This window comes from Gammaproteobacteria bacterium, assembly GCA_024235095.1.
Taxonomy (GTDB): domain Bacteria; phylum Pseudomonadota; class Gammaproteobacteria; order Competibacterales; family Competibacteraceae; genus UBA2383.
Genome location: JACKNC010000001.1, coordinates 1,602,601 through 1,628,939, shown reverse-complemented (window position 1 = coordinate 1,628,939; position 26,339 = coordinate 1,602,601). Strand labels below are relative to the sequence as shown.

Sequence of the window (26,339 nt, the reverse complement as noted above, 5' to 3'; positions counted from 1 at the left end):
TTCAATGGAATAACGAATAGAAGAACAACAGAATCGAGTCAATCATGCGCCCAAACCAACCGCTTTCCGGCACGTCCTTCAATGCAACCAGCGGCGCTTTGCTAACATCCTGTTCGCCAAACCGGACCACAATCTCGCCAAACGGTTGACCTTTCTGAATGGGCGCAACGATGGTCGGTTGCACCGAGGTCACGGTGCTGACATGCTGCGCTTGACCTTTGGGTACAGTCACATACAGTCCCTGCGCTACTCCCAGGGGCAATTCGCTTTCCTCGCCCTTCCAAAGCGGTTCTGTCACAATGGGCGTATCCGCATCGTACAGCTTATGGCTCTCGAAGAAACTGAATCCATAATTCAGCAAAGCTTGGCTAGCCTGGAAGCGCTCGCGCTCCTTCTGCGCGCCTAACACGACACTAATCAGCCGCGTATCGCCGCGCTTGGCAGAGGACACCAGACAGTAACCCGCTGATTCAGTGTGGCCGGTTTTAACACCATCGACCGTCGGATCAGTCAACATCAATCGATTGCGATTCTGCTGTTCGATATTGTTGTACTTGAAGCTGCGCACGGAATAGCGGACGTATTGCTCAGGAAATTCCCGGATGATCGCCCGAGTCAATAAAGCAATATCGCGGGCCGACATGTAGTGGTTGGGATCGGGCATCCCGGATGCATTGACAAAGTGGCTACTGGTCAAACCGAGCCGCTCCGCTTCCTGATTCATCAGACTAACGAAGGTTTCCTCCGAACCCGCCACATATTCAGCCAGCGCCACGGTCGCGTCATTGCCGGACTGCACCACCATGCCCATAAGTAAATCGTCCACCGACACCTGACTGCCGACCTTGACAAACATTTTGGAACCCTGCATCCGCCAGGCCTTTTCACTGATAGTGACCTGGTCATTCAAGGTAATCTTACCTGATTTCAGCGCCTTATAAATGATGTAACCGGTCATCAGTTTGGTGATGCTGGCCGGCTCCATCCGCTCCCCGCTGTTCATCTCCGCCAGAATATTGCCACTCTGATAATCGATCAGAATATAGCCGCGCACTGGAACCTGCGGCGGTGGGGGAATCGCCTGGGTTTCGGTTTGCGCTTGAGCGCCTGCGCCGCCCAGCATCAACCAGGTAAACATCAGAATCGCGAGCAGACTAAAAAGACGAACTGGAATCGAGTACGACATGATCCGTGACAAGTCCCGTAGTTAAAAAATGATGAGCAACGATTCTAGCCAGAAGTCCAGGGGAAGCAAACTGTCTGGCCGGCGGGCGACACGACAGGCCAGCGGCGCCTCTACAATGCCAGTTAATCCGCGACAATCCGGGAACGGCTCACCCCCAAGCTCGCCAGACGAATCGTGACCTGTCGGGCTTCGCCGGGATTACGCAGCGGCACCCGCACTTCGTATTGCTGACCCTTGCCAGATCCGACCTGGACATTGCGTTGCAACTGGTTACTCAGCCGGGTTTGCACCTGCCGGACGTTATTGCGTTCAGTGATGGTCCCTACCACGTAAAGCGCATTGCTCTTGCTCGCCACTGGCGCGGCGCTGCTCTTGGCCGTCTCGCGCTGATTCTTGACCGGTTTAGCAATGGGGGCCGCCGAGGCTAACTGCGTTTTTGCCGCAGGCTTGCCTCGCAGATTGCTCTTGACCGGGTCAGTATTCCTCGCTAACCGCGATAGCGTCTTCTTCTTGTCAGGCACGGGTTCGACCGCGCGCCGGGCCAGCCGTTCCTGCGCCTCGGCCCGCCGCGCCGCCAGTTGCGGCAGATATTGATACGGCTCTAAAGCGACCACTTCCACCTGGGCCGTCCCATGATCCAGCATGTCCAACCGAGCGGCGGCGGCGAAGGACAGGTCAATAATCCGTTCACCCACGAAGGGCCCTCGGTCGTTAACCTTGACAACTACGCTGCGGCCATTTTCCAGGTTGGTCACTCGGGCGTAGGTTGGGATGGGCAAACTCTTGTGGGCGGCGGTCAGCTCGAACATGTTGAACGGCGGCCCGCTAGAGGTCTTGCGCCCGTGGAAATCCCAGCCATACCAGGATGCCGTGCCGATTTCCCGGTGACCCTCACTGGTCTCCTTGACGCGATAGCGCCGTCCGAACACCACATAGCTATCGGGATTGCCGCTGCGACTGGGGGGTTCGGCGTGCGGAACCGGCTCGGAAGAAGCAACACTGCCAGAACTATATGTGACATCAGTTGACGGGCGCGCTAACCGCTGTTGTGGGTCGGGCGCCGTAGCACAACCGGCCAGCGCGCCCGCCAAGGACGCGAAGAGCAAAGCATGGCTCCAGGATTTCGACATAAAAGACCTCCCTTGCACCGGCAACACGAATCAGTGCGCCGGATCGTGCGATGGTTATTGAAGTTCGAGACAGGTGAGGAACTACCAAAAGACTTCGTCAATAAGCGCGACCCTTGCCCAAGGGAACGCGCTCGCGTCGAAATGCGCATATTGTTCGCCAATCGCCTGACCGAGCTGATGCACGGCCATCGCATACAACTGACTGTGGTTGTAACGGGTAATGACGTAGAAATTGGCAAAGCCGAGCCAGTATTCCAGGCCGTTGCGGCCCTCGAATTCCAACAGCATCGCAGACTGGCCGCCGCGGACTGGCCTACTCGGTGAAATACCCTGGGCTTGCAGGCTGGCCACACTGTCTGTCGGTGGGGCTAGCTTGCGGCTGACCCATTGGGAATAACGGACGCCGCTGACCGATGCGGGTACAGTGATTGGCTCGCCGCCGCGCCAGCCGTGTTTGTTGAAATAGTTGGCGACGCTGCCAATCGCGTCGCGCGGGTTGTCCCAGAGATCGCGATGGCCGTCGCCATCGAAATCCACCGCATAGGACAGAAAACTGCTGGGCATGAACTGGCCCAGACCCATGGCGCCGGCATAGGAACCGCGCAACGCCAGCGGATCAATCCCCTCGGCGCGGGTCAGCAGCAGGTAATTTTCCAACTCCTTGCGGAAGTAGTCGGCGCGTCGGGGATAGTCAAAAGCCAGGGTGGACAGCGCCTCCAGAACGCGGTAATTGCCCATGTTGCCGCCATACTGGGTTTCCACGCCGATAATGGCGACCACGATTTCCGGCGGCACGCCATAAATCCGTTCGGCTTTCGCTAAAGTCGCCGCGTGTGCGCGCCAGAATTTCACCCCGCCGCGAATGCGCCGGTCGTTGATGAAAATGTCCCGATAGGCGTACCAGGGTTTGGCTTCGGCAGGCCGCGACATCGCCCGGATGATGCTCGGTTGGGTGCGCGCTCGACTGAAAATCGCTTGCAAGCGGTTGGGGTTAAAGCCATGTTTCGTCGCCATCTCGCGGATAAAAACTTGCACATCCGCCCGCTGCGCCAACGACGGGCCCACCCTGGGAGTGGATCGAGCGACAATAATTTCTGAGGTCGGCGACGGGTCCGTCTGTTCCGATGGCGGCGCTACGACCGGCGTTTCCACAGTTTGCACAGGGGGGCGAATGGCTGCGGTCGGCGCACAGGCGCTCAGCAGCAGAGCGACGCCAAGTAAATACGGGCTTTTCACGCGCAGATTCTCGTCGTAAGTGAAGGCGGCGATTACCGCGTTGGGGTCCGGCGGTGCGAATAAACGCTCATCAGGGTACCAAAGCCCGCCATGATCGTCACCAGGGAAGTTCCTCCATAGCTGAACAATGGCAGCGGCAAACCGACCACCGGCAACAGCCCGGAGACCATTCCGGAGTTAACGAACGCATACAGGAAGAAGATTAGTGTAAGACTGCCGGCAAGCAACCGGGTATACGTATCCGGCGCGCAAGCAGCCATGTACAAGCTGCGGGCGATGATGAAAAAATACAGCGCCAGCAGCAGGCAGGCCCCGACCAGGCCAAATTCTTCCGAAAATGCGGCGAAAATAAAATCGGTCGAACCTTCCGGTAAAAAGTCCAGATGCGACTGGGTGCCGTTCAGCCAACCCTGGCCATAGATGCCGCCGGAACCGATGGCGATCTTGGATTGAATAATATGATAACCACTGCCCAGGGGATCGCTTTCTGGATTCAGGAAAGTCAATACCCGCTGGCGCTGGTAATCATGCATAACGAAAGTCCAAAACAACGGGACCGCCCCACCCACTAGCAGGATCAGTCCGAGCATAATCGTCCAGCTCAGCCCGGCCAGAAACAACGCAAAGGCGCCCGCGGAACCTACGACCAGAGCGGTGCCCAAATCCGGCTGTTCCGCGATCAGGATAAACGGAATCGCGGTGATCATCACCCCGCCCAGCAGATGCAACCAGCGCGGCGGCAGGGGCTTGTCGGCAAAAAACCAGCTCATCATCATCGGTACAGCCAATTTCATGATTTCCGAGGGCTGGAACCGCACCACGCCCAGATCAAGCCAGCGCTGGGCGCCCTTGGAGATATCGCCGACGATCATAACCGCCAGCAGCAGCAGAATACCGGTCAGGTAAATCCACGGCGACCAGAGCCGGAAGTAACGGGGTGGAGCTTGCGCCAAGGCCAGCATGATCAGGAATCCCAGGCCCAGGCGCATACCTTGTCCCAGCACCAAGTCCATATTTTGCTGTCCCGCGCTGTACAGCACAATTAATCCCAGTCCCGACAGCGTCAGCAAACCCAACAACAAGGGCGCATCCAGACGGATCAGTTTGAACAACTTACCGTCATCATTATTCCGTTCCATGCGCGTCCTCATCCGGAGCAGATGGAGGTTCCGGCGCAATCGAGACTTCATCATATTTATTCAGCAGCCAGGCGTCCATGACCTTGCGGGCGATGGGGGCCGCCGTTTTACTGCCGCCGCCGCCATGCTCGGCGATCACCGCAACGGCGATGCGCGGATCGTCAACCGGGGCGAACGCGATGAACAGCGCATGATCCAGTAGGTGTTTGGCCAGCTGTCGAGCGTTATATTTCTCACCCTGTCCCAAGGTAAAGACCTGAGCGGTGCCGGTTTTGCCAGCAATTCGATACTTGGCCCCAATGCCGATGCGATAAGCAGTGCCGCCCTCAACGACGTGGATCATCCCAGCGATGACCGTGTCCCAAAATTGGGGGTTTTTTACTTTAATCGGCGGCAGGGAGCGCGGCGCTTCCAGGGTTTTGACCCGCGCGCCTGGATCCTCGGTAGCCAACAGTACCCGAGGCTTGAAATCGATGCCCTTCTGCGAGACGACGGCGGCGGCGTGCGCCAGTTGTAGCGGTGTAGCCAGGAAATAACCCTGGCCAATACCGACGCTAAGGGTATCGCCAGCAAACCAGCCATGTTTATGCATCCGACGCTTCCATTCCTGGGAAGGCAGCAACGCGCCCTTTTCGCCGGATAGATCGATGCCGGTTTGCCGGCCAAAACTCAATTTGTCGAGAAACTTGTGAATACGATCAATGCCCAAATTGAACGCCAGGTCATAGAAGTACACATCGCAGGACTGGGCGATGGCCCGATCCATGCTTACACTGCCATGCCCGCCGCGCTTCCAGTCGCGGAAACGATGACTGGAGCCAGGCAATCGGTAGAAGCCTGGGCAATACACCCCGCTATAGCGATTGACGACGCCATATTCCAATCCGGCGAGCGCCATCATGGGTTTGATGGTCGAACCGGGTGGGTAGACCCCGCGCAGGGCGCGATTGAGCAATGGCCGATTCTTGGAAGTATTCAGTTTGCGGTAGGAAGCGTAATCGATCCCGTTGACAAACGGATTCGGGTCATAAGTGGGCTGACTGGCCAGGGCTAACACCTCGCCATTGCGCGGGTCCAGGGCGACAATGGCGCCGTTATAGCCTTCCAGCGCCTTTTCCGCCACGGCCTGCAAGCGCATATCGATGGTGAGATAGAGATGCTGGCCGGGGACCGGAGGGGTGCGGCTGAGAATACGCAAAGGCCGGCCCTCGGCGTTGGTTTCGACCTGCTGCCATCCGGTGCGCCCGCGTAAGGTATCCTCGTAGAAACTCTCAACGCCCACCTTGCCAATATGCGTACTGCCGCTGTATTGACCAGGGTCGATCCGGTTTAACTCATCTTCATTGATGCGGCCCACATAACCCAGAATATGGGCGCCCCGCGACTCCAGTGGATAGCGCCGGGTCAGGTCGGCCTTGATTTCGACGCCCGGCAACCGGTACAGATCAATCGCCAGCCGGGCAATTTCTTCGTCAGTCAACCGGAAGCGCAACGGCACCCCGGCATACGGTGGACTGCGCCGACTCAGTTTTTGGAAACGTTCGATATCGGCATCAGTCAACTCAATACGCTCACCCAGTTCCGCCAGTGTCGCATCCAGATCCTCGACCTGCTCGCGGGTAATTTCCAAATGATAGGAGGCCAGATTGTCGGCTAACAAGACGCCGTTACGATCGAAAATGAAACCACGCGTTGGCGGCAAGGGTTGCAACCGCACCCGGTTGTTTTCAGACAGCGTGCTAAACTGCTCATGATGGAGCACTTGTAAATAAACCAGTCGGCTCGCCACGGCCAGGAAGGCCGCCAGGACGACCCCCAGCAACACCAGAGCGCGACGGAAAAACAGTTCGCTTTCCGCAGTATTATCCTTTTCCCGGGCCAGTAAGTCTTCCCCAGACGGGCGGTCCAGCCATTCTTCAAGACTCATGATCGATAAGGCTCTTAACTCACCTGAAAATACCGGCGGGCGTCGCGCAGAATCACAAACAACAGGGGCCACAACGCCATACCACCAATCGCCGGCGCCAGATACCACCAATCACGCGGTGGGTAGCCGATCACGCCGCTGATCCAGAAAATCAGAATTTGTTCAACCAGCAGAAACGCCAGCACGCTGAACGCCTGCTGCCAAAGCGGCGCGACCCGGATGCGTCGATAGGTTTGCTGGGTCAGATAAGCGACCACGGCCAGGGCCAGCGCGTGCTGGCCGAGCAGCGCCCCCCGTCCAATGTCCAGCAGCAATCCCACGCTCCAACCGATGCCAATGCCGATCCGATGGGGCAGCGCCATGCACCAATAAATCAGCACCATGGTCACCCAATCTGGACGGAACTGCTGCAGTTCGTTCGGTAGTGGAATGCCTGCCAACAGGAATGCAACCAGAAAACTGATCACGATGACCCAGCGACCCGTCGGGCGCGCAGTCGTCATGGCGCTTGAACCGTGGCGACCGCTGATCCGGGTTCGGGCTTCAGGGTCGGCGATTCGCTTTCCAGCAACATCACTTCGCGGATACGATCCAGTTGCGCAACCGGCTTAGCGATGATGTGGGCAAACGGACTGCCCGGATCGAATTCCACGGTCGTGACTGTGCCGACCGGATAGCCGCGTGGAAACCGGCCGCCCATCCCCGAAGTCACCAGCAGATCGCCAACCTTGACATCTTCGTTGTTTGGAATGTGCGGCAGTTCCAGTTTCTGGAAATCACCGGTGCCGAGCGCTAGGGTGCGCACCCCGGTGCGGTTGATTTGGATCGGCAGGGCATGATTAGGATCGGTAATCAAAATCGCCGTGGCGGTCAGGGGATCGGCCCGGATAATCTGGCCAATGACCCCATGCTGATCCAGCACCGGTTGTCCGACGTAGACGCCATGCCGGCGACCGCGATTGAGCAGGATATGATGTCGATAAGGGTCGAAATCCACCGCTAACAACTCGGCAATCAGCACCCGTTCCGGGGTATTGACTGCGGATTCCAACAGGGAGCGCAACCGGCGGTTTTCCGCCTCCAGAACGGTTAACCGTTGCAACTGAACATTGAGAAATACCTGTTTTTCGCGCAACCGGGCGTTTTCTTCCAGCAAGGCGTCGCGATTCGCCAGATTTTCACTGAGCCAGTTGCCGGCATCGGTGGGCAGACGCACCAGGTAGTGCAACGGATAGACCATCGTCGACAAAACGTCGCGCATATCATCCAGCGTCTGATAACGATGATCCACCGTCATCAGAATAATGGACAGCGCGCCCCACAGGCCAAGCCGCAGGACGGCTGTTGGGTTAACCGCGAACAAGTAGCGGATACGCCGGCTGGGTTTGAGAGTGGCCAATCGCGCTATTCGATAGCAAAAGCGTCGACCGCGCGTTCATCCTTGGCAATTAACTCCAGCACCCGGCCACCGCCCCGAGCCACGCAGGTCAGCGGATCCTCGGCAATGACCACGTTCAAGCCGGTTTCCTCGATGATCAACCGGTCGATATCGCGCATTAACGCTCCGCCACCCGTCAGTACGATGCCGCGTTCGGCGACATCGGCGGCCAGTTCCGGCGGGGTGGCCTCCAACGCCATTTTCACCGAACCCACAATGGTCGACAGCGGTTCCTGCAGGGCTTCCAGGATTTCGTTACTGTTCAGCGTGAAGCTGCGCGGCACGCCTTCCGCCAGGTTGCGGCCCTTGATCTCGATCTCGCGAACTTCGCTGGTGGGATAGGCGCTGCCAATTTCGTGCTTGATGCGTTCCGCTGTCGGTTCGCCGATCAGTACGCCGAAATTGCGGCGCACATAGTTAGTAATCGCCTCGTCAAACCGGTCGCCGCCGGTGCGCACCGCGCCGGCGTACACGATGCCATTGAGCGAGATGACTGCGACTTCGGAAGTGCCACCGCCGATATCCAGCACCATCGCGCCGCGCGCTTCCTCGACCGGAACGCCTGCGCCAATCGCCGCGGCCATCGGTTCGGGAATCAGATACACCACGCGCGCGCCGGCGCCCATCGCCGATTCGCGGATCGCCCGCCGTTCGACCTGGGTGGAGCCGCAGGGCACGCTAACCAGCACTCGCGGACTGGGATTGAAAAATTTGCGAGCATGGACCTTGCGGATAAAGTGCTGGAGCATCTTCTCGGTGACGGTGAAGTCAGCGATAACCCCATCCTTCATCGGTCGAATGGTCGAGAGATTGTTGGGGGTGCGACCCAGCATTCGCTTGGCGTCAGTACCTACTGCTGCAATCGTCCGGACGCCGCGCACTGGGTCTTGATTGATGGCGACCACCGAGGGTTCATTGAGGACGATGCCCGCTCCCCGAACGTAAATCAATGTGTTAGCCGTCCCCAGATCGATCGAAAGATCGCTTGAAAACTTACCGCGCAACCATTTGAACATGTTGTCGAAAGTCCAGTTCGTCAAAAGGCGCTAATCCTAACAAGCAGGAGAGTTAGGAGCAAGTCGGCAAATGATCACGTGCAGGGTCGCTGGTTTGAACCACTTCCTCACAGCTAAAGAGGAAGTGGATGCGTTGAGAGGATTAAAGACTGTCCCATTCCTCGCCGCCTGCTACCCGGGCCGGTGGACCGGCGACATACCGTGGCCGGGTCGAGGTATGGTGTGCTTTCGCCACTGTTCGCCGTGACCGGGTATGATACCGGTCAATGAGTATGACGGGCGCCAGGGGTGATTCAACCGACGATTGCGGAGTGTGCCCAGACGTAGCAGCGACGGCAATGAGCGTCTCATCCAATCTGAAGAAGCCCATTAACTCATGCAGATATGCTGCCTGATCGCCCATGGACTGACTCGTAGCCGCCGTTTCTTCGACCAACGCCGCATTCTGCTGGGTCGTTTGATCCATCTGTGAAATCGCCTGATTAATTTGCTCGATCCCGCTGGCCTGTTCCTGGCTGGCCGCCGCCATCTCCGCGACGATGTCGCTGACTTTTTTGGCTGAAACGATGATGCTCCCCAGCGTCTGGCCAGACTGTTCAGCCAGTCGGCTGCCCGCCTCAACTTTACTGACGCTGTCGCTGATGAGGCTTTCGATTTGCTTGGCGGCCTCGGCGCTGCGTTGCGCCAGTCTGCGCACCTCGTTGGCGACGATTGCAAAACCGCGCCCCTGCTCGCCGGCGTGCGCGGCTTCTACTGCTGCATTTAACGCCAATAGATTGGTTTGCAAGGAGATTTCATCAATGACCTCGATAATGTCAGCGGCCTGGCGGTTGCTTTGATCAATCGCCGCCATCGCGGCTATAACCTGGTCTACTGCCTGACCGCCCTGTTCAGCTTGCTGCCGGGTATGTTGAGCCAGGCGATTCGCTTGCTCGGCATTCTGCGCGCTTTGCTGCACCACGCTGGTCAACTCTTCCATGCTGGAAGCGGTTTGCTCCAAGGCAGACGCCTGCTCCTCAGTGCGCTGCGCCAAGTCAGCACTGCCCTGCGCAATTTCCGATGCCGCTGCATTGACCTGATCGGTCGCTTGGGAAACCTTGCTCACCATCTCCTTTAATTGCAGCGTCATGTCGCCCATTGCGGCATATACGCCGGTTTCCTTGCCAGTATGGGTCAACTCGACAGCTAAATCTCCTTGAGCAATACGCTGGGCCAGCGCCGCCATTTCCGCCGGCTCACCGCCAATAGGGCGACGGATAGAACGCACAATCCAGCCAATGACGAGCGCACTGACGGCCAAGGTCAATCCCACGATCAGCAGGATCAAATTGCGGGTATACGCCATTTGCGCTACATAGCCGCTACGATCCACCAGCATCTCCAGCACCCCGATGGGTTGGCCGGAATAATCCTTGATCGCCTGGGCATAGACAATCACTGGCTGATTGGCGGACTTGGCATATTGCGCGACGATCTCCCCCTTCAATACGGCATGCAATTGTGATTCGGAGAGCAGGGAACGCTCGCCATGAGTCGAATGAAGCGTCTTAAAACCCTGGTCTTGTGGGATTAGCAGCATCATTTCTACCCCATGCTCGGCTTTGAAGGCTTCGAGAAATGCTTGATCAAAGGCCATGCCGAATTCCACCGAACCCAAATGCTTGTTCTGCCGGGCAATGGGCGCGATGCCCCGGATACCGAGACCCGCTACACCATTTTCAAGTCCTCTTGCTGTTTTACCTGAATGATTTACGTCCACAACCGCCGGACGAATCGCGGATAAATCATCGCCAAATTTGTTAGGCTTGTGCAGGCGCAGGAACGATGTCGCAGGCGATGTGTGAAATTGGAATTGATCGACGCCATACTGCGTGGCGAGTATCTGATAAACGCTCTGCAATTGCGTCAATAGCTGGGGGCGGTTCTGGTCGGTCATCGCCTGTTGCACTTCAGGAAGATTCGCCAGCAGGACGCTTAACGTTTCTGCCGTCCGGCCCCGAGCCGCGATTTCCGTATTCAGTAGCTTAAAAGTTTCACGAGCTTCGCGCTCTTCCGCTTCAAACAGTAACTTGTCAAAGCGGAGAAATGCTGTGATCGTGATCGCCAGCACGGCAGAGATCAGCAACAAACTGATCGCCAAGCCAATGCGGGCGCCGATTTTCAGTTGACTAAACATGCAAGGCGCTCCTTTCGTATTTAATTAGGATTCATCTTGATCAGATGAAGTAGAAACTTGATGCGCCTTACTTAGCAACTATGATGCCAATAAAGTTTGATATAATTATTTGTTTTCAAATAGCATTAATACAACGCCTAAGAATAGAGGATTCCTTGATTACAACTTAAATTATAGAAAACCGCCCCTTAACAAAGTTTTATCTTTTTATTCAATAAAATTGATTAACAACCTATAGTGATGATTTGACAACTTTTATTGTAGCTGAGAATTAATTTCTCGGAGCTTTAAGACGTTTGCTTAATGCTTGCTGAGAGATACCCAGCAGTCTGGCGGCAGCGGTCTGATTGCCGTCGGAGCGGCGCAGGGCTTCTTGAATAAGAAGATCGGCCGCTTGTTTCAGGGTAGGTAGGCGAGAAGTAAAACCAAGCGGCGCATCATCGCCGTTTGCCCCGGCTGCAACCACAGTGTGGGTCAGGCTCTGGTTCAGATAGGACTCCAACAGGCGCGGGGAGAGCATAGTCGTGTCAGTTCGGCTGACGGCGTCAAATATCATGGTTCGCAACTCCCGAATATTGCCCGGGAAATCATATTCCCCCAGCAAGGTTAGCAATGCCTTGGACGCTTGAAAACCGGGTTTGCCAAATTGCGTCGCGGCTTCTGCCAGAAAGTGCTCGACCAGTAGAGGAATATCGTCCAACCGCTCGCGTAACGGCGGAATGTTGATATGATGCGTGCGTAACCGAAAATTCAAGTCCTTACGAAATTTTTCTTCTTTGGTCAATCGCCACAGGTCTTGATTGGTGGCGGACACTATCCGGGCGTCGCTGTGTTTGGGAACGTCGCTGCCCAATGGGAAGTAGTCGCCGCCCTGCAGCAGGCGCAGCAGTTTGGATTGGGAAACCGCTGTCAGATCGCCAATCTCATCCAGAAACAGCGTACCGCTATTCGCTTGCTCGATCAGACCTTTTCGCGCTCGCTCCGCACTGGTGAACGCCCCTTTCAGATGTCCGAATAGGGTGTCCGAGAAAATCGTATCGTCCAGCCCGGCAACATTAACCGCGACCAAAGGCCCTTGACGTCGGCTCAGGGCATGAATCGCCTGAGCGATCAGATCCTTGCCAACGCCGGTTTCGCCGGTAATCAATACCGGCTCGCTGGTTGTCGCAATAGATTCCACATAATGAAAAATCTGCAAAATTCTAGGGTTGTGCGTAATAATGTTGGCAAAAATCTCGGGGTGACTCAGACTCACAGAGAAAGCGCTTTGCCGGAGCGCCCGGTTTTCCTGCTGGAGTTCCTGAAGCGCCAGCGCGTTTTTGACGGTCGAGAAGAGTCGTTCGAAGTCAATCGGCTTGGTCAGATAGTTAAAGGCGCCCGCCTTGATACAGCGCACCGCCGTATCGACTTCCTCCGTGGCGGTTAAAATAATGACCAGTATCTCGGGATAATCTCTGGACAGCGTTTCCAGTAACTCCTCCCCACCGGTGAAGGGCATGACCAGGTCTAGAAAAACCATGCCCACTGTATGCTGGGAAACCAGAGCCATGACCTGCCGACTGTCCGTGCAGGTCATAATGTTGTTTAGGCCCGCCTTGCGCAAGGCGGCATGCGTGATGGCTAAACTGATCGTGTCATCGTCAACGACCAGGACAGGATGAGCAGGATAAGCAATAGATTTCATGGGAGTATTGAGCAGAGGGGACCACATCATGAAAACGCCGGGTTGGCGTCAACGATCAACAGCATTTTCTTCCACGGCGGGCGCTAACCATTCCGCGTCGATGACCGCGCAGACCGATTGTATTGCCTTTTCCAGGGCATCAATTTGTTCGGTCTTTTCCCCCTCGGATTCAGTCAGAGTCGATTCAAGCTGTGCTGCGGCCTGTTGAACGGCAACGATGCCCAGATTGCCCGCTACCCCTTTCACACTGTGGGCTAAACGGATGGCGTCGGTACGCGATCCGGTAGCGAGAAGATCACGAAGAGTCTGGGTGACATCTCGATAGCTATTTGAAAAGTGAGTTAATAATTCCCGAAAGAGCGCCATGTCGCCATCCAGGCGATCAAGACACGCCGCCACATCAATGCCGGGCGTGGCAGGAATAGAGGATTCAGCCTGCGCCGCGTTTTCCAGCGAAACCGAGACTGTCGGCGCTACCGACGCCTCACTCATAGGGATCGCCGTCGAGGCTAGACAGCGCTCTAAAGCCGTAAACAATGACTGCGGATCGATGGGCTTACCGACATGGTCGTTCATGCCAACGGCCTGCATTCGTTCAGTCTCTCGTCGTTGCACATGGGCCGTCAGTCCAATGATGGGCAAGCGATCGAATCCAGGCAACGCACGGATCCGGCGGGTCGCCTCGTAGCCATCCATCTCCGGCATCTGAATGTCCATGAGCACCGCATCGAACGCCTCGGCTCCTTGTCGCTTAAGGAGGGCCACTGATTCTACGCCGTTGACCGCTATTTCCACGATAGCCCCGGACCGCTCCAGCAAGCGACAGACGATCTCTTGATTAATGTCGTTATCTTCCACCACTAACAGGCGACGCCCAGCCCATGCGCCAGCCAGCGGCGCATGGGCGTCAATAGAATCCGCAGCGCGGTCTTTGACCGTGGAAACTGGTTTAGCTTCTTCTCCTGCTTTTAACCAGACATCGAAACGGAAGATGCTGCCCGCACCGGGGCGGCTTTCTACATTGATGGTTCCTTCCATCATTTCCACCAGCCGTCTGCTGATGGAAAGCCCCAGTCCCGTTCCGCCGTATTTCCGGGTGATAGAACTGTCGGCCTGGTGGAAGGGCTGGAATAGCGTCTGGATCTGTTCAGCAGTCATGCCGATGCCCGTATCCCGCACCGTAAACTCCAGATGAAGCCGCTCATCCTGGGATTCCAGCAAGCGAACGGCGATGGCGATTTCACCCTTCTCAGTAAATTTGACGGCGTTATTACCCAGGTTGATCAGAATCTGGTTCAGGCGCAACGGGTCGCCCATGAAAACATTGGGTACGCCAAGCGCGATGTCGAGTTGGAACTCCAGCCCTTTGTCCTCAGCCTTGTGCCCTACCAGGGTAACAAAATGCTCTATGACCTCATGGAGCGTGAAAGGAACGCAGGTTATCTCCAGGTGGCCGGCCTCGACCTTTGACAAATCCAGGATGTCGTTGAGCAAGCCTAGCAGGGATTTTGCCGCGCCATAAGCCTTGTCCAGGTAATTCCGTTGTTCGTGATCCAGGGAGGTGTCGAGGCAAAAATGAATCATGCCCATGATGGCGTTCATGGGGGTGCGAATTTCATGACTCATGTTAGCCAGGAATTCGCTTTTGGCCTGGCTTGCGCATTCCGCGCTTTTAGTCGCTTGGCGCAGTTCCTCTTCCAGCTTTAGACGCAGCGTGATTTCCCGAGCTAGCTTCCGATTCCAATACAGCAGGATGGCTAGCACGATGGCTGCCAGAGTCAATATCTCACCCAGCAGGAGGTAGTCTGTGTTGGGGGGTTGCGGGGCTTGAACCCAACGATTGTAAATGCTGTCCCGGTCATTCTTAGGAATAGCGGCGATTCCCTTCTCCAGAATGCCAACCAGAATTGGCCAGTCCTTGCGCCCTGCCATACTTAGGGCGATTTCATAAGGGGTGTTTCCAGCCATTCGCACCTGAAGGACTCCTTTGCGACCGATGGCGTAACTGACCGTGACCAGATTGTCAACAAAAGCATCGGCCCGTCGTTCGGTTACCGCGTGCAAGGCTGCCGTCATGGTAGTTACTGGCGTCAGGCCGATCTCCGGGTGATCCTGTTGCAGCCATTCATGAATGGCGTAATCGCTTACGACCGCGACCTGCTTCCCGGCCAGCGCCTCCAGATTTCCCAGAAAGGGTGCGTCGACCAGCGCAAAAATCGCCACTGGGAAAGTAAGATAGGGTGCGGTAAACCGAAAGCGCCCTTGGCGGTCTGTGGTCTGAACAATGGCCGGCAACAAATCGATTTGCCGATTATCGAGCTTTTGCAAGGCTTCTGCCCAAGTCGCCGCCGGAATCGCCTCAAAACGGATTCCCAGCAATTCCTCCAGGCGCTGGAGATACTCCGAAGTGATGCCCGCCGGTTGGCCTTGTGAGTCAATATATTCGATCGGCGCCGAATCCGGATCTACGGCATAACGAATAACCGGATGTTGCGCAAGCCAGAGGCGCTCTGCATCACTGAGGATGAGTTTGGCGCTTTTATTGTATTTGATTTGCCATCTTCGCAGGAGGGAAGGAATCATCGGCGCTACATGGTAGTAGGCTTTTTTCAGAATGCTATGCAACTCAGGATAGTCGTTGAAGACGGCAACCAGGGAATCGGGAAAGCGGTCGGTGAGATAGAGCGAGGTCAGGCCCGTGACGAACTGCTCGCGCATATGCCATTGAACATAGGCGAAATTATCGAAATAGCCATCCGCCTGATCATTCAGCAACAGGGCAAACGCCTGCGCCGGGTCACGGACATGAAGGTACTGGTTTCCCGTGCGGGGAAAACCGAAATCCATAGGGTCTATGCCTTCATAAAACAGAATGCGCTTATTTTGAATTTCCTCAAGGGTTTTGGCGGTAAACTGTTCCGGTTTTGGCGCAAACAGGGCTTGCATTGAGGGAAAGGGGCTTGCAATGCTCAGGAACGCATCCGGTGTTTCCGAGAAATGGTAATCGAAGTTGATGTAACCGTAGAGTCCAGGCAACTTCTGCGCCTTCACCATCTCATTAAATGGTTTGGGGACCATTTCGATGTCCAGACCAGCAGCATCGGCTAGAGCACGGACCAGATCGACGACGATTCCACTGACTTCACCCGAGGCATTAACAAAGGTATAAGGAGCAAAGTTGTCGTCCACCTGGAAAATAACGTGACGATGCTGTTCCAGCCAGATCTGTTCCTGCGGGGTGAGCATCAGCGCAGCAGCGGTCTTGACCGGCGCAGCTGTAGCCTGGTCTTCCTGGAATAGAAATCCTGGCAGATTCCGTAAATCGCCTTCCTGACCGGCACGCAGCAGGGCTCTGGCCGCCAACTGGAGGCGTTCGTCGGGGATGGAACCCACAGGCATAGAGCGCGGCATGACCAGTTGCCGGGTTTTCTCCGCCTCATAACGCAACGCCTCCCGGCTCTTGCGCCGGGAATAACGCTCAAGAATCAGCTCGATGATCTCATCAGGGTGATCCAGGGCATAACGCCATCCGGCGTTGCTGGCTTCGATAAACGCCTTGGTCTGTTCCGGGTGAGCGGCGATCTGAGCAGCGGAGGTGAACAGATAAACATCGCCCAACCCCGGCATGTAACCGGTCAACTCGATGATTTGAAAGAGCACGCCTTTTTGCTGTAAGTAGAACGGTTCATTGCTCAGGAAAGCCGTCATCGCCTCCACTTCCCCACGGATGAAAGGTCCGCTATCAAAGGTGTGGGGTATGATGGTCAGGTTGACTCCAGGGACTAATCCTGCTTCCTGCAAAGCCGCCTGAAAGAGCGGCGAACGAAGGTCCTTATCGGCAATCATCAGTCGTTTGCCCACGAGATCATCAAGCGTGCGAATCCCAGGCTGGCCCAATACGACCAAGGGCGTCTTTTTAAAATAATTCGCTAGCAGCACGACCGGTTGTCCCATGAGCCGCCAGTTGATCACGCTGCTGTTGGCAATGCCATAGGTCGCCCGGCCTGACAGCACCTCATCGCGGACATCGAGTCCCTGCTCATATTCCCGTAATTCAACCTCCAGGCCCTTATCCCGATAGAAGCCCTTTTCGATCGCGGCATAGAAGCCAGCGAATTCAAACTGATGCTTCCAGATCAGTTGCAGGGAAACTTTAGTCAAAGGAGCCGGGTGGACTGAGTCGGCAGTCTGTGCAGTGGAGGGTGAGGCGTTTGCTGCAACGGCTTGAGCCGGATTGGTCCAAGCCCAAAGCAGACTCAGAATGAAAAGGGCTATCCCAACCTGCTTGAATGGCGTTAGTACTTTATAGAATAGAGCCATAGTCTTATAGGGTGCGTATTCCAGTCGATTCGGCCACCCATTCCGAGATGATTCGGCCACCGGTTCCGGGCCATTTGGCCGGACCGACGGAGCGCAGCGACGCAGGGCATGCTCTTATTACGCGCTGATAAGGGTTGCCGTCAATGGGGTTCGAGTTTTATGCAGGGATTCTCCCTTTAAGTGAATAAGATAAGCGCTATGGAGAAGCCGGTCGAGAATGGCGTCCGCCAGCGTGGGTTCCCCGCGCATACGGGGGAAACAGCGCCATCAACGCCCTGAGCGCAGAAACGGCGGGTCTATCCCCGCGCATACGGGGGAAACTGGAGGGTAACGGATTCTTCCAGACTGAGCTTGGGTCTATCCCCGCGCATACGGGGGAAACCGCAACGAGGCGAGACATGAACCACCCCAATCGGGTCTATCCCCGCGCATACGGGGGAAACCAATCCAGGGGCCACGACTGATGATGACTTCCGGGTCTATCCCCGCGCATACGGGGGAAACTTGTCCACGAGCTACTGTGCGATACCGCCGGGGGGTCTATCCCCGCGCATACGGGGGAAACGCTGGCAATGGATGCCCGTATCGTCGTGACCAAGGTCTATCCCCGCGCATACGGGGGAAACGGCGAAATTGGGATTCACGATTTCCGTGGTGAAGGTCTATCCCCGCGCATACGGGGGAAACGCCGAAAGCCGACACGACGACGGGCGAGCCGCAGGTCTATCCCCGCGCATACGGGGGAAACGCATAGCACCCACCTGTTTACAGGGTTGTTACGGGTCTATCCCCGCGCATACGGGGGAAACTGACCGCATTACCGCCTTTCATCAGCAGGAGGAGGTCTATCCCCGCGCATACGGGGGAAACAATGAGCAATTTATCCAATTGATGCAGACCCAGGGTCTATCCCCGCGCATACGGGGGAAACCACTGAGCCGGGGCCAGGCTATTTGCATTTCCCGGTCTATCCCCGCGCATACGGGGGAAACAAACGGATATTTCTTGTAAATGGACTCTGACCAGGTCTATCCCCGCGCATACGGGGGAAACGAGGGGGGGTTAGTCATGCTGCGGCTCTTGGAGGGTCTATCCCCGCGCATACGGGGGAAACTTGGAGCGGGCGCGGGCGCGGGCTTTTTTGATGGGTCTATCCCCGCGCATACGGGGGAAACGTCGGCGGCGTCTTTCGGGAAGAACGCCTTGGCGGTCTATCCCCGCGCATACGGGGGAAACAGACGACGAGGCGCTGTTCGCGAGCCTGCAAGAGGTCTATCCCCGCGCATACGGGGGAAACGTTCTGACCAGAAAAAGGAGACCGACATGAAAAGGTCTATCCCCGCGCATACGGGGGAAACGCATGGACGCTGAGCGGGATCTACAGAAAGACAGGTCTATCCCCGCGCATACGGGGGAAACGCTATGAGTCGCATTCGCACAATCAAGCCGGAAGGTCTATCCCCGCGCATACGTGCGTATTTCACTGATGCCGGCCATCCATTTCACGGGATGACGGCCGGCGAGTTCAGTCGAAGGCGGCAGCGTATTTCACTCGGTCGGAGCGCAGCGACGCAGTGGATGAGTGTTTACTGTTCCGTGATGGAGTTCGTCAAGGGGGTTTTACGTTTTCGTAAGGATTCTCCGGTCAGGTTGAGGGTGTAGGCGTTATGGACGAGCCGATCGAGGAGGGCATCAGCCAGAGTGGGTTCGTCCAGATAGGCGTGCCAGCTTGCCACGGGCAACTGGCTGGTCACGAGGGTGGATTGACGGTGATGCCGGTCATCGAGGATTTCCAGAAGATCACGGCGGCCCTCGCTGGTGAGCGGTGTTAAGCCCCAGTCATCGATGACCAACACGTGTGCTTTAGCGTACTCGCGTAGCAGCTTGGGATAGCGGCCATCGGCGCGGGCCAACGCCAGTTCAGGGAGCAAGCGGGGCAAACGGACATAGCGCGCGGTATAGCCCAGACGACACGCATGCTGAGCCAAGGCACAAGCAATCCATGTTTTCCCCACGCCGGTGGGGCCGGTAATCAGGCAGTTGAGATGCTCCACAAGCCAGCGTTCACCGAGCAGATGCTGGATGAGGGTTTTATCCAGGCCCCGGGGATGTTGGTAATCCAGGTCTTCCCGGCAGGCTTGCTGGGGCAAACGGGCTTGCTGTAAGCGGTACTGGAGGCGACGATTCGCGCGTTCGGTCAGTTCGCGATCAACCAGGAGACTCAAGCGATCCGTAAAGCTGAGCTGATCGCTATCGGGCATCTGGAGTTGCTCGTGCAAGGCCTGACGCATGCCGCTGAGTTTCAAGGTGTGCAGTTGATCGAGAAGGGGTTGTTTCAGCATGGCGGAGGCTCCTGGGTTATTGGTAATAGCGTGCGCCGCGCACGTTCGCGTGGGTCGCGGTCGAAGGGATGGGCGGTGGCGAAGTCCCCGCATCCGGGAGGCGTTGCTGGTCCAGGCCATGCTTGAGAATCGACTCGATGCTCTTGTAACTCAGTCCCCCAATGGCTAACGCGCGCTGACAGGCGGCCTCCAAGCGGTCGGCGCCATAGGCTTTGCCCAGACGCAAGATGCCCAAGCACGAGCGGTAGCCCTGCTGAGGATGGGGCCGCGTGGCCAGGATACGTTCCACTAGAGTCGCCGTGTGGGGGCCGGTCTGGTGAGCCCAGCGCACTAACCGTTCGGGCGTCCATTCGGCGTACTCCCGATGGGCTTTGGGCATGTGGGCGGTTACGGTGGTATGGCGACCAGGCTGCGGATGGCGGCGATGACAAGCCACCCGCTGACGTTGATGGAAGACCTCGACCGTGGTGGCGGTCAGGCGCACCTCCACTTCCTGGCGCACCAGGAGGTAGGGGACCGAATAGTAATGGCGCTCGATGTCAATGTGATAGTCAATGTTGACGCGCGCTTTTTTCCATTGCGCGAACACGTAGGGTTCGGCCGGTAAGGGACGCAACGCCGGTTGTTCCAGCGTTGCAAACCAATGCTGACGGGAACCGGGGAGTTTTTTGAAGGCGCGCTGATTGAGGGCGTCGCGCAGTTCGCGGATGACCGTGTTGAGTTCGTCGAGACTGAACAGAGTCCGATGGCGCAAGCGGGCCAGAATCCAGCGTTCCACCACGAGCACGCCACTTTCCGCTTTGGCTTTATCACGCGGTTTTCGGACACGCGCGGGGATCACCGCGACGCCATAATGGGCGGCTAACTCCAGATAACTGGGGTTGAGGTCGGGCTCATAGCGGTGCGGCGTCTGGACGCCGGTTTTCAAATTATCTGGAACCACAATTTCCGGGACACCGCCGAAAAATGCAAAGGCCCGGACATGCGCCATGAGCCAGTCATCCAGTCCTTGGGTCCAGGTCGCCTCCACATAGGTGTAATTGCTGGCGCCCAGCACCGCAACAAACACTTGGGCCTGGCGGAGTTCACCCGTGATGCGGTCCACGATGGGCACGGTGGGACCGGCGTAGTCCACAAACACCTTCTCACCGGCCCGATGGGTCTGGCGCATCACCACATCGGTATGCGCCACCCAAGCCCGATACTGCTGGCAGAACCAGGTGTATTGATAGCCCTGGGGATGCGTGGCTTTGTACTCTTCCCACAAGAGCCACAAGGTGACGCCGGGGCGGCGTAATTCCTGGTGGACGGTGGCCCAATCCGGTTTTCCGCGATCCGCAGACCCAGCGGCGGGGCGCGGCGGAAACAACCGTCGTTCCAATTCATCGGCCATCATGCCCTTGGGCAGGGGCCAACCCAGGCCCGCTCGTCGGGCGCGTTGCAGATACTCTCCGACCGTGCTACGGCCGATCCCGCAACTCCGGGCAATTTGTGGTTGGCTATGGCCCGCCGCCTGCAAACGAAGCACTTCTTGAATCTTGCGCATGGATAACCTCTCAGTCGGCATGAGTTCCTCCTCGGAAAAAAAGGAACCAGCCTACAAGTTGTTAACCTGCGTCGCTGCTCATTGGCGAAACAACCCGCCGCCTTCCGTGTAATGGCCTGCCGCCTTCCGTGAAACGACCTGCCGTCATCCCGTGAAACGACCTGCCGTCATCCCGTGAAACGACCTGCCGTCATCCCGTGAAACGACCTGCCGTCATCCCGTGAAATACGCACGCATACGGGGGAAACTCCAATGATTGCGCCTTCTCTGGCGCGTATGGAGGTCTATCCCCGCGCATACGGGGGAAACTCCAGTGATTGGCGCTTGGCGGTTCGGCGTTCAGGTCTATCCCCGCGCATACGGGGGAAACGATCGCAAGCCATCTCGGCCTGATCAGTGGTCAGGTCTATCCCCGCGCATACGGGGGAAACCAAAGTCAATCAGTTTGTTTTCCAGATAATCGGGGTCTATCCCCGCGCATACGGGGGAAACGATTCCTGCCAGCCGGGCGGCTTCTGCTCGTGCGGTCTATCCCCGCGCATACGGGGGAAACGGGCGCGTCCAACTCGCAGATACTTATTATCAAGGTCTATCCCCGCGCATACGGGGGAAACGGCAGTGTTGTCGGGATGATCTTCCATTCCCCGGGTCTATCCCCGCGCATACGGGGGAAACTATAAGCCGCCCGATACTTTGATGCTGTAGTCGGGTCTATCCCCGCGCATACGGGGGAAACAGTGCTCTTCCGGTGTTGTTGATGGTCTCCGTAGGTCTATCCCCGCGCATACGGGGGAAACCTTCTTAGATGCATCCTTCCTGGAAGGTGCTACGGTCTATCCCCGCGCATACGGGGGAAACGAAAGAAAGGAAAGAAAACAACAGCAAACAACAGGTCTATCCCCGCGCATACGGGGGAAACGGGTAAGCTGCTGGATCGTCTTGATCAGCCGACGGTCTATCCCCGCGCATACGGGGGAAACAAAGGAAGTCGGTCGGGTCAGTGGTGGATCGGAGGTCTATCCCCGCGCATACGGGGGAAACCATAGGTCAGGGGATACGCTAAGTCACAGGTGAGGTCTATCCCCGCGCATACGGGGGAAACTCCTGCATAGCGACGGCCACGGCTCACGCTCGAGGTCTATCCCCGCGCATACGGGGGAAACATGGTCTCGATGATGATCTCCTCCATGTCGATAGGTCTATCCCCGCGCATACGGGGGAAACTCTAGCAAACAACTCCTTCATAAACCAAATTTTTAAGGAACACAAGCCTAATCGGTCGCTGAATCTCCCACAGCATGGATCGGCTTTTCTGGCTTCAAGGGTCGGCGCGTCACAATCAACCCATCGATTTCCACCAATTCAACAGGCGGCACACCCAACACTTGAACATTTTGCCCACCGGGTACCTGAGCATCCGCCCACACCATCACCACCGACGCTTCGCGCTCCAACAAAAACCACTCCGACACCACATCCCAAATCCGCTCGCACACCGCCACCGACAAACGTGGCGCACTGTATACCCCTGGCCCCAATTCCAACATCGATGACGCTAGAAAGCCCCGGATACGATCCGATACATTACGTGTTACGACTACTGTCATTGACACGAAGCAACTCCTTGACACGATCAATCATGCCCGCAATGACCTGTTGCTTACGAAACTGCTGTGCGGCTTCCTTACGCAACGCCCGTTCCAAGAGCAATTCTGGATCGGCCAACGCCCGTTTAGCTACACTAAACGCCAAGGGCACCGTCAGCTCCGCCCGGTACAAATCGGCAATATCCAGGGTAAACGCATTACTCGAATCCTCATGAATAAATCCCAACGGCGCCAACGCGCCTACTGCCGTCACCGCAATCTCCGCCGCCGACTCTACAAAGGTCGCTGCATGGTTAAGGGCTTGATTCGGAATGTCTGCGCCTGTTGGATTCTGCCGATTGTATCGGCGGCCTTGCCACAGAATGCCATGCTGTTCCGCGGCAATCCGATACGTCTCCTTCATTCGCGCGCCTTCAATGCCACGCAGCACTTCAATCTCCCTGTGCGGCAAAATCCGCCCAAAGCGGAATGCATACATCCGCCGCGCTACATCGAGACGCGCCTTCTCATCCGCCCATAACCGGGCGTGCGCCCGCGCCACGGCTGACGATCCCGGCCCCAAGGGCGGCGCAGTATAAATCTTCACCCCACCTTCGCCGACTGCCGCCAGTAACGTCCCATGTCGCGCCAATAACCGCAACGCATCATGGCTCACCGTTGACCCTGGCCCCAGTAGAATCATCGACACCCCCTGATAAGGCACCGCATAATCCCCGGACTCCAGAGCTTCCGATGCTGCCGCCCGAAACCGCAGCGTCCCCTCCTCAACCGTCAATCCGCCCCGCTCCAACCAGATCAACCCGTGGCGATCCATCTGCGGGATCCGCGCTGCCGCCAACCCTAACCGCCCGACCAGCAAACTCATGTTGGCGGCCTCAATAACAACATGCCATAGCCAAACGCCCGATGCCGCCCGATGCCACGCGCCAGCAATGCCGCAAAAGCCGCCCCATCCCGCACGGTCATCACGCCACGCAACAACGCTTGCGGCAATACCACCGGTCGTCCAAAACGCCGTTCCTGGGTCACCGTTCGCTGCGAACGGCGCAACACGCGCACCAAGCGAAAGCCTGCCAACTGCACCGACTCCAACATCGCCGCTCCTTCCACCTGCCGGGCCAGCCATTCGCCATAGACCGTTGCACGCTCCACCGGCTCGTCTTCTGTTTCCGATTGCTCGATTCGACGCAAGAACACATCCTTTTCCGTCTCGCGCCGACTAACAGGACATGTCAACACCTCAAAGCCCAAGCGCCGACCGACCGGCCACATCGCTGGCATCGGTTTAGCGGCCATCAATTCCGCCGCGTCACACACCGCCAACGCCAACGGCAGCGCAAAGGTTTCCGCCTGGTCGCGCAGTGTCACGCCATCGTGTCCACTATAACCCAACCACTGCAATGGCTGATCTTTGCGCCACGCCACACCAGGATCTAACAATCGAAACGGCTTAGGCGTTAACGGCCCAAATAACGCCGCCAGCCAGGCATGAACGCCATACCCTAAATCCTCATCCGCTGATCGGTTGACGCCCTGATCCTGGGCAAACTGCATCAACGCGACCGGGTTCAATCGCAGTTGCACCATATACAAGCGATCGCTCATAGCGCCTCCGCATTGGGTAAAATTCCTTCTCGACGCAAGCGCCGCCCAGTATGAACCTGATTGCGCCAATCGCGCTGGTCATAAATCGACACCACACGACTGGGCAACGCCGTCCCCAAGTGCGCCGGCCAACAGGCGCTGGCTGATCGTGATGCGTCTGGGCGTAGGCCAGTCTCCCGAGGCATCGCTTGCAATGCCGCCAACACGTTGGGCGCGTCGACCACTTCCCGAAGTAATGGCGCTGCGGGCAAACAGGTCTTGCGGCCTAGAAACAATGGCCGCGCCGGTTCGCGTAACGCCGCCGCCAGCGCCGCGACCGATGGTTCGGCACCGCCGGTCAGCGTCACCGTCACCGTCATCAACCCATTGGCCCAGTAATGCCGGTAGCGGATATGGGTGCCTAACTTGGCGCCCGGCCCACCCTCCCGGTGTTCCGCTACGCCCCGGGTCGTCCACCCCTTATTGGCCATTTTTAGCTGACCAAGATCGACCGTGTGGTAGTCCACCAGCGCCGTCGGCTCCACATCCCAACACGCCGCGAATTCAATCCGCTCTTGCAAGCGTTCCAGCGCCGCCGCATCGCCATGTCGGTAGCCCAACGCATTCCCAAACAATCCCGTCAACAACGACAAACGGGGAAATCGATCCGTGACATTGTGATGATCCACGATGACATCGCCGAAACTCATCAGTGGCGCATCGAACCGGAGTAAGAGAATCTCCATCACGGCCTACTCAAACAACGCCGCCAGCGCCCGATCACTCGCCTCCGCCAAAGGCAACACCGGCACCGCTCCCCAATCCAGGGTTTTCGTGGCCGCGACCGCCCGAAACGCCGCCGTCGCCCCATACATCTGCTCCTGCGCGTCCAGATACTGTTTTAGGGCAATGATGGCCTGTTCCATTCCATCGCCACGCGGTTTCAGCGCCTGCAAGTAGGCATTAGCCAGACTGCGTGGTTGCTGCGGCCCGGTTTCCAACAATACGAAATCGGCCCAGGCATACGGCGCGGTCGATCCCAGTTTGGCCCCCGGCGTCACTTCGGCAATCGTGCGCACCAAACCTTGCAACACCTGGCGGGCATCGTGCGTATCTTGCGCCTTCCAGTCCTGACGGTCGCAACCGGTCAGGTTCGATAGCAACCCCGGTACGTCCACCGCGACATAGCCATAGAACAAACCAGCCCCTAACTCCATATCGCCAGCATGAGCCGCACCGGTTTCATCATCGCGGTTCAAATCATCCACCACCGTGAAATAATCCACTTCCGTATCCAGAGGATGCACAGTCATGGCATGAGCGACATGCACGCAGGCATCACTGCGCGACAAAATATCCGAGGTTACAAACCGCCCAAACAACGCCCCTTCCAATCCCGCATAAAGATGACCGTGTCCAGCTTGCGCCAACATCGCCTTGAAATTGTCCTTGTCCTTCTTCAAGCGTTCCTGTAAACATTTTTCCGCATCGGCTCCCTTCGCTGCGCACTCTTTAAGCAAGGCCACCAGAAAATCAGCTTCCGGTTGGCCAAACAGAATCGGTTGCTTGACCAGCAGCCCAGTAGTTTCGGTCGTATCCACCGCCTCCCGCTCTTCGCCTAAATCCATTTCCGACTGTTCCGTTTCCTCTTTAGCTTTCTTTCCCTTCTTACCTTTTTCCACCTTGGCGGCTTTGTCGGCCTTTGCCGATTTCTGCAACAGCAACGCCACCAGCGCCAAGGTCAGCTCCTGCGCTTGATTAGCGGGCACCTCTTCCTGTTCCACCAGACGCTTGATAATCACCCGCTCAAAGAAATGTCGAGTTCGCAAGCCCCCTGGTAGGGGTATGGTCTCGTGCAGGCGCTCCCGCCAGTGCCGCTTGAGACACTGCGAGGACACACGCAAACGAGTGGCGTTACCGAAAGGAATTCTCTTAGCCAACCCGGCATCATCTCTATTCAACAGACTGGCGTGATAGGACGTGAGGGTATGAATTTGCAGAAACATAG

18 protein-coding genes and 2 CRISPR repeat arrays are annotated in these 26,339 nt (G+C 57.1%); all 18 genes read right to left on the bottom strand.

The window, feature by feature from the left end; all coding sequences use genetic code 11:
• Window position 1: 1 nt before the first annotated feature.
• Window positions 2–1,186, bottom strand: coding sequence for a D-alanyl-D-alanine carboxypeptidase (locus H6973_07200; protein ID MCP5125415.1), 1,185 nt, complete (start codon window positions 1,184–1,186; stop codon window positions 2–4).
• A gap of 122 nt (window positions 1,187–1,308) precedes the next feature.
• Window positions 1,309–2,316: a septal ring lytic transglycosylase RlpA family protein gene (locus tag H6973_07195; protein ID MCP5125414.1), complete on the bottom strand. Its 1,008-nt coding sequence runs from the start codon at window positions 2,314–2,316 to the stop codon at window positions 1,309–1,311.
• A gap of 81 nt (window positions 2,317–2,397) precedes the next feature.
• Window positions 2,398–3,330 carry a lytic murein transglycosylase B gene (mltB, locus tag H6973_07190; protein ID MCP5125413.1) on the bottom strand — a complete coding sequence of 311 codons (933 nt, stop codon included), beginning with the start codon at window positions 3,328–3,330 and terminating at the stop codon, window positions 2,398–2,400.
• Between the two features lie 254 nt (window positions 3,331–3,584).
• Window positions 3,585–4,703 carry a rod shape-determining protein RodA gene (gene rodA, locus H6973_07185; GenBank protein ID MCP5125412.1) on the bottom strand — a complete coding sequence of 373 codons (1,119 nt, stop codon included), beginning with the start codon at window positions 4,701–4,703 and terminating at the stop codon, window positions 3,585–3,587.
• Window positions 4,678–6,618, bottom strand: coding sequence for a penicillin-binding protein 2 (gene mrdA, locus H6973_07180; protein MCP5125411.1), 1,941 nt, complete (start codon window positions 6,616–6,618; stop codon window positions 4,678–4,680). The genes rodA and mrdA overlap by 26 nt, the downstream gene beginning before the upstream one ends.
• Window positions 6,619–6,632: 14 nt before the next feature.
• On the bottom strand, window positions 6,633–7,121 hold the full coding sequence (mreD, locus tag H6973_07175; protein ID MCP5125410.1) for a rod shape-determining protein MreD: 489 nt from the start codon (window positions 7,119–7,121) through the stop codon (window positions 6,633–6,635).
• Complete coding sequence (gene mreC, locus H6973_07170; GenBank protein ID MCP5125409.1) at window positions 7,118–7,981, bottom strand: rod shape-determining protein MreC; 864 nt, start codon at window positions 7,979–7,981, stop codon at window positions 7,118–7,120. Before mreC ends, mreD begins: the two co-directional genes overlap by 4 nt.
• Window positions 7,982–8,022: 41 nt before the next feature.
• Window positions 8,023–9,072 (bottom strand): rod shape-determining protein, encoded by a 1,050-nt coding sequence (locus tag H6973_07165; GenBank protein ID MCP5125408.1) that lies wholly within the window; start codon window positions 9,070–9,072, stop codon window positions 8,023–8,025.
• A 142-nt stretch (window positions 9,073–9,214) separates the two neighbouring features.
• Window positions 9,215–11,248 (bottom strand): hypothetical protein, encoded by a 2,034-nt coding sequence (locus H6973_07160; GenBank protein MCP5125407.1) that lies wholly within the window; start codon window positions 11,246–11,248, stop codon window positions 9,215–9,217.
• Window positions 11,249–11,519: 271 nt separating this feature from the next.
• Complete coding sequence (locus H6973_07155; GenBank protein ID MCP5125406.1) at window positions 11,520–12,932, bottom strand: sigma-54-dependent Fis family transcriptional regulator; 1,413 nt, start codon at window positions 12,930–12,932, stop codon at window positions 11,520–11,522.
• A 48-nt stretch (window positions 12,933–12,980) separates the two neighbouring features.
• A complete protein-coding gene (locus H6973_07150) occupies window positions 12,981–17,093 on the bottom strand; it encodes a transporter substrate-binding domain-containing protein (GenBank protein MCP5125405.1) in 4,113 nt (1,370 codons plus the stop codon).
• A 391-nt stretch (window positions 17,094–17,484) separates the two neighbouring features.
• Window positions 17,485–18,732: a CRISPR direct-repeat array (repeat unit 28 nt; unit sequence GGTCTATCCCCGCGCATACGGGGGAAAC).
• A gap of 106 nt (window positions 18,733–18,838) precedes the next feature.
• Window positions 18,839–19,594 (bottom strand): ATP-binding protein, encoded by a 756-nt coding sequence (locus H6973_07145; protein ID MCP5125404.1) that lies wholly within the window; start codon window positions 19,592–19,594, stop codon window positions 18,839–18,841.
• 16 nt (window positions 19,595–19,610) lie between these two features.
• Window positions 19,611–21,140, bottom strand: coding sequence for an IS21 family transposase (locus H6973_07140; GenBank protein MCP5125403.1), 1,530 nt, complete (start codon window positions 21,138–21,140; stop codon window positions 19,611–19,613).
• Window positions 21,141–21,360: 220 nt separating this feature from the next.
• Window positions 21,361–22,364: direct repeats of the CRISPR family, unit length 28 nt; unit sequence GGTCTATCCCCGCGCATACGGGGGAAAC.
• Between the two features lie 47 nt (window positions 22,365–22,411).
• On the bottom strand, window positions 22,412–22,753 hold the full coding sequence (cas2e, locus tag H6973_07135) for a type I-E CRISPR-associated endoribonuclease Cas2 (GenBank protein MCP5125402.1): 342 nt from the start codon (window positions 22,751–22,753) through the stop codon (window positions 22,412–22,414).
• Window positions 22,725–23,612, bottom strand: coding sequence for a type I-E CRISPR-associated endonuclease Cas1 (gene cas1e, locus H6973_07130; GenBank protein ID MCP5125401.1), 888 nt, complete (start codon window positions 23,610–23,612; stop codon window positions 22,725–22,727). The genes cas2e and cas1e overlap by 29 nt, the downstream gene beginning before the upstream one ends.
• Window positions 23,609–24,352, bottom strand: a complete 744-nt coding sequence (gene cas6e / locus H6973_07125; GenBank protein ID MCP5125400.1) for a type I-E CRISPR-associated protein Cas6/Cse3/CasE — start codon at window positions 24,350–24,352, stop codon at window positions 23,609–23,611. Before cas6e ends, cas1e begins: the two co-directional genes overlap by 4 nt.
• Entirely contained in the window at window positions 24,349–25,077 is a 729-nt protein-coding gene (cas5e, locus tag H6973_07120) for a type I-E CRISPR-associated protein Cas5/CasD (GenBank protein MCP5125399.1), read from the bottom strand. Before cas5e ends, cas6e begins: the two co-directional genes overlap by 4 nt.
• A 6-nt stretch (window positions 25,078–25,083) precedes the next feature.
• A complete protein-coding gene (cas7e, locus tag H6973_07115) occupies window positions 25,084–26,337 on the bottom strand; it encodes a type I-E CRISPR-associated protein Cas7/Cse4/CasC (GenBank protein MCP5125398.1) in 1,254 nt (417 codons plus the stop codon).
• Window positions 26,338–26,339: the final 2 nt, after the last annotated feature.

Coding starts and splice junctions, on each gene's coding strand:
- cas5e (MCP5125399.1), bottom strand. CDS start 25,077: ATGGAGATTCTCTTACTCCGGTTCGATGCGCCACTGATGAGTTTCGGC.
- H6973_07165 (MCP5125408.1), bottom strand. CDS start 9,072: ATGTTCAAATGGTTGCGCGGTAAGTTTTCAAGCGATCTTTCGATCGAT.
- cas7e (MCP5125398.1), bottom strand. CDS start 26,337: ATGTTTCTGCAAATTCATACCCTCACGTCCTATCACGCCAGTCTGTTG.
- cas6e (MCP5125400.1), bottom strand. CDS start 24,352: ATGAGCGATCGCTTGTATATGGTGCAACTGCGATTGAACCCGGTCGCG.
- rodA (MCP5125412.1), bottom strand. CDS start 4,703: ATGAGGACGCGCATGGAACGGAATAATGATGACGGTAAGTTGTTCAAA.
- mrdA (MCP5125411.1), bottom strand. CDS start 6,618: ATGAGTCTTGAAGAATGGCTGGACCGCCCGTCTGGGGAAGACTTACTG.
- H6973_07195 (MCP5125414.1), bottom strand. CDS start 2,316: ATGTCGAAATCCTGGAGCCATGCTTTGCTCTTCGCGTCCTTGGCGGGC.
- mreD (MCP5125410.1), bottom strand. CDS start 7,121: ATGACGACTGCGCGCCCGACGGGTCGCTGGGTCATCGTGATCAGTTTT.
- H6973_07155 (MCP5125406.1), bottom strand. CDS start 12,932: ATGAAATCTATTGCTTATCCTGCTCATCCTGTCCTGGTCGTTGACGAT.
- mltB (MCP5125413.1), bottom strand. CDS start 3,330: ATGGCGACGAAACATGGCTTTAACCCCAACCGCTTGCAAGCGATTTTC.
- H6973_07145 (MCP5125404.1), bottom strand. CDS start 19,594: ATGCTGAAACAACCCCTTCTCGATCAACTGCACACCTTGAAACTCAGC.
- cas1e (MCP5125401.1), bottom strand. CDS start 23,612: ATGAGTTTGCTGGTCGGGCGGTTAGGGTTGGCGGCAGCGCGGATCCCG.
- H6973_07160 (MCP5125407.1), bottom strand. CDS start 11,248: ATGTTTAGTCAACTGAAAATCGGCGCCCGCATTGGCTTGGCGATCAGT.
- H6973_07200 (MCP5125415.1), bottom strand. CDS start 1,186: ATGTCGTACTCGATTCCAGTTCGTCTTTTTAGTCTGCTCGCGATTCTG.
- H6973_07140 (MCP5125403.1), bottom strand. CDS start 21,140: ATGCGCAAGATTCAAGAAGTGCTTCGTTTGCAGGCGGCGGGCCATAGC.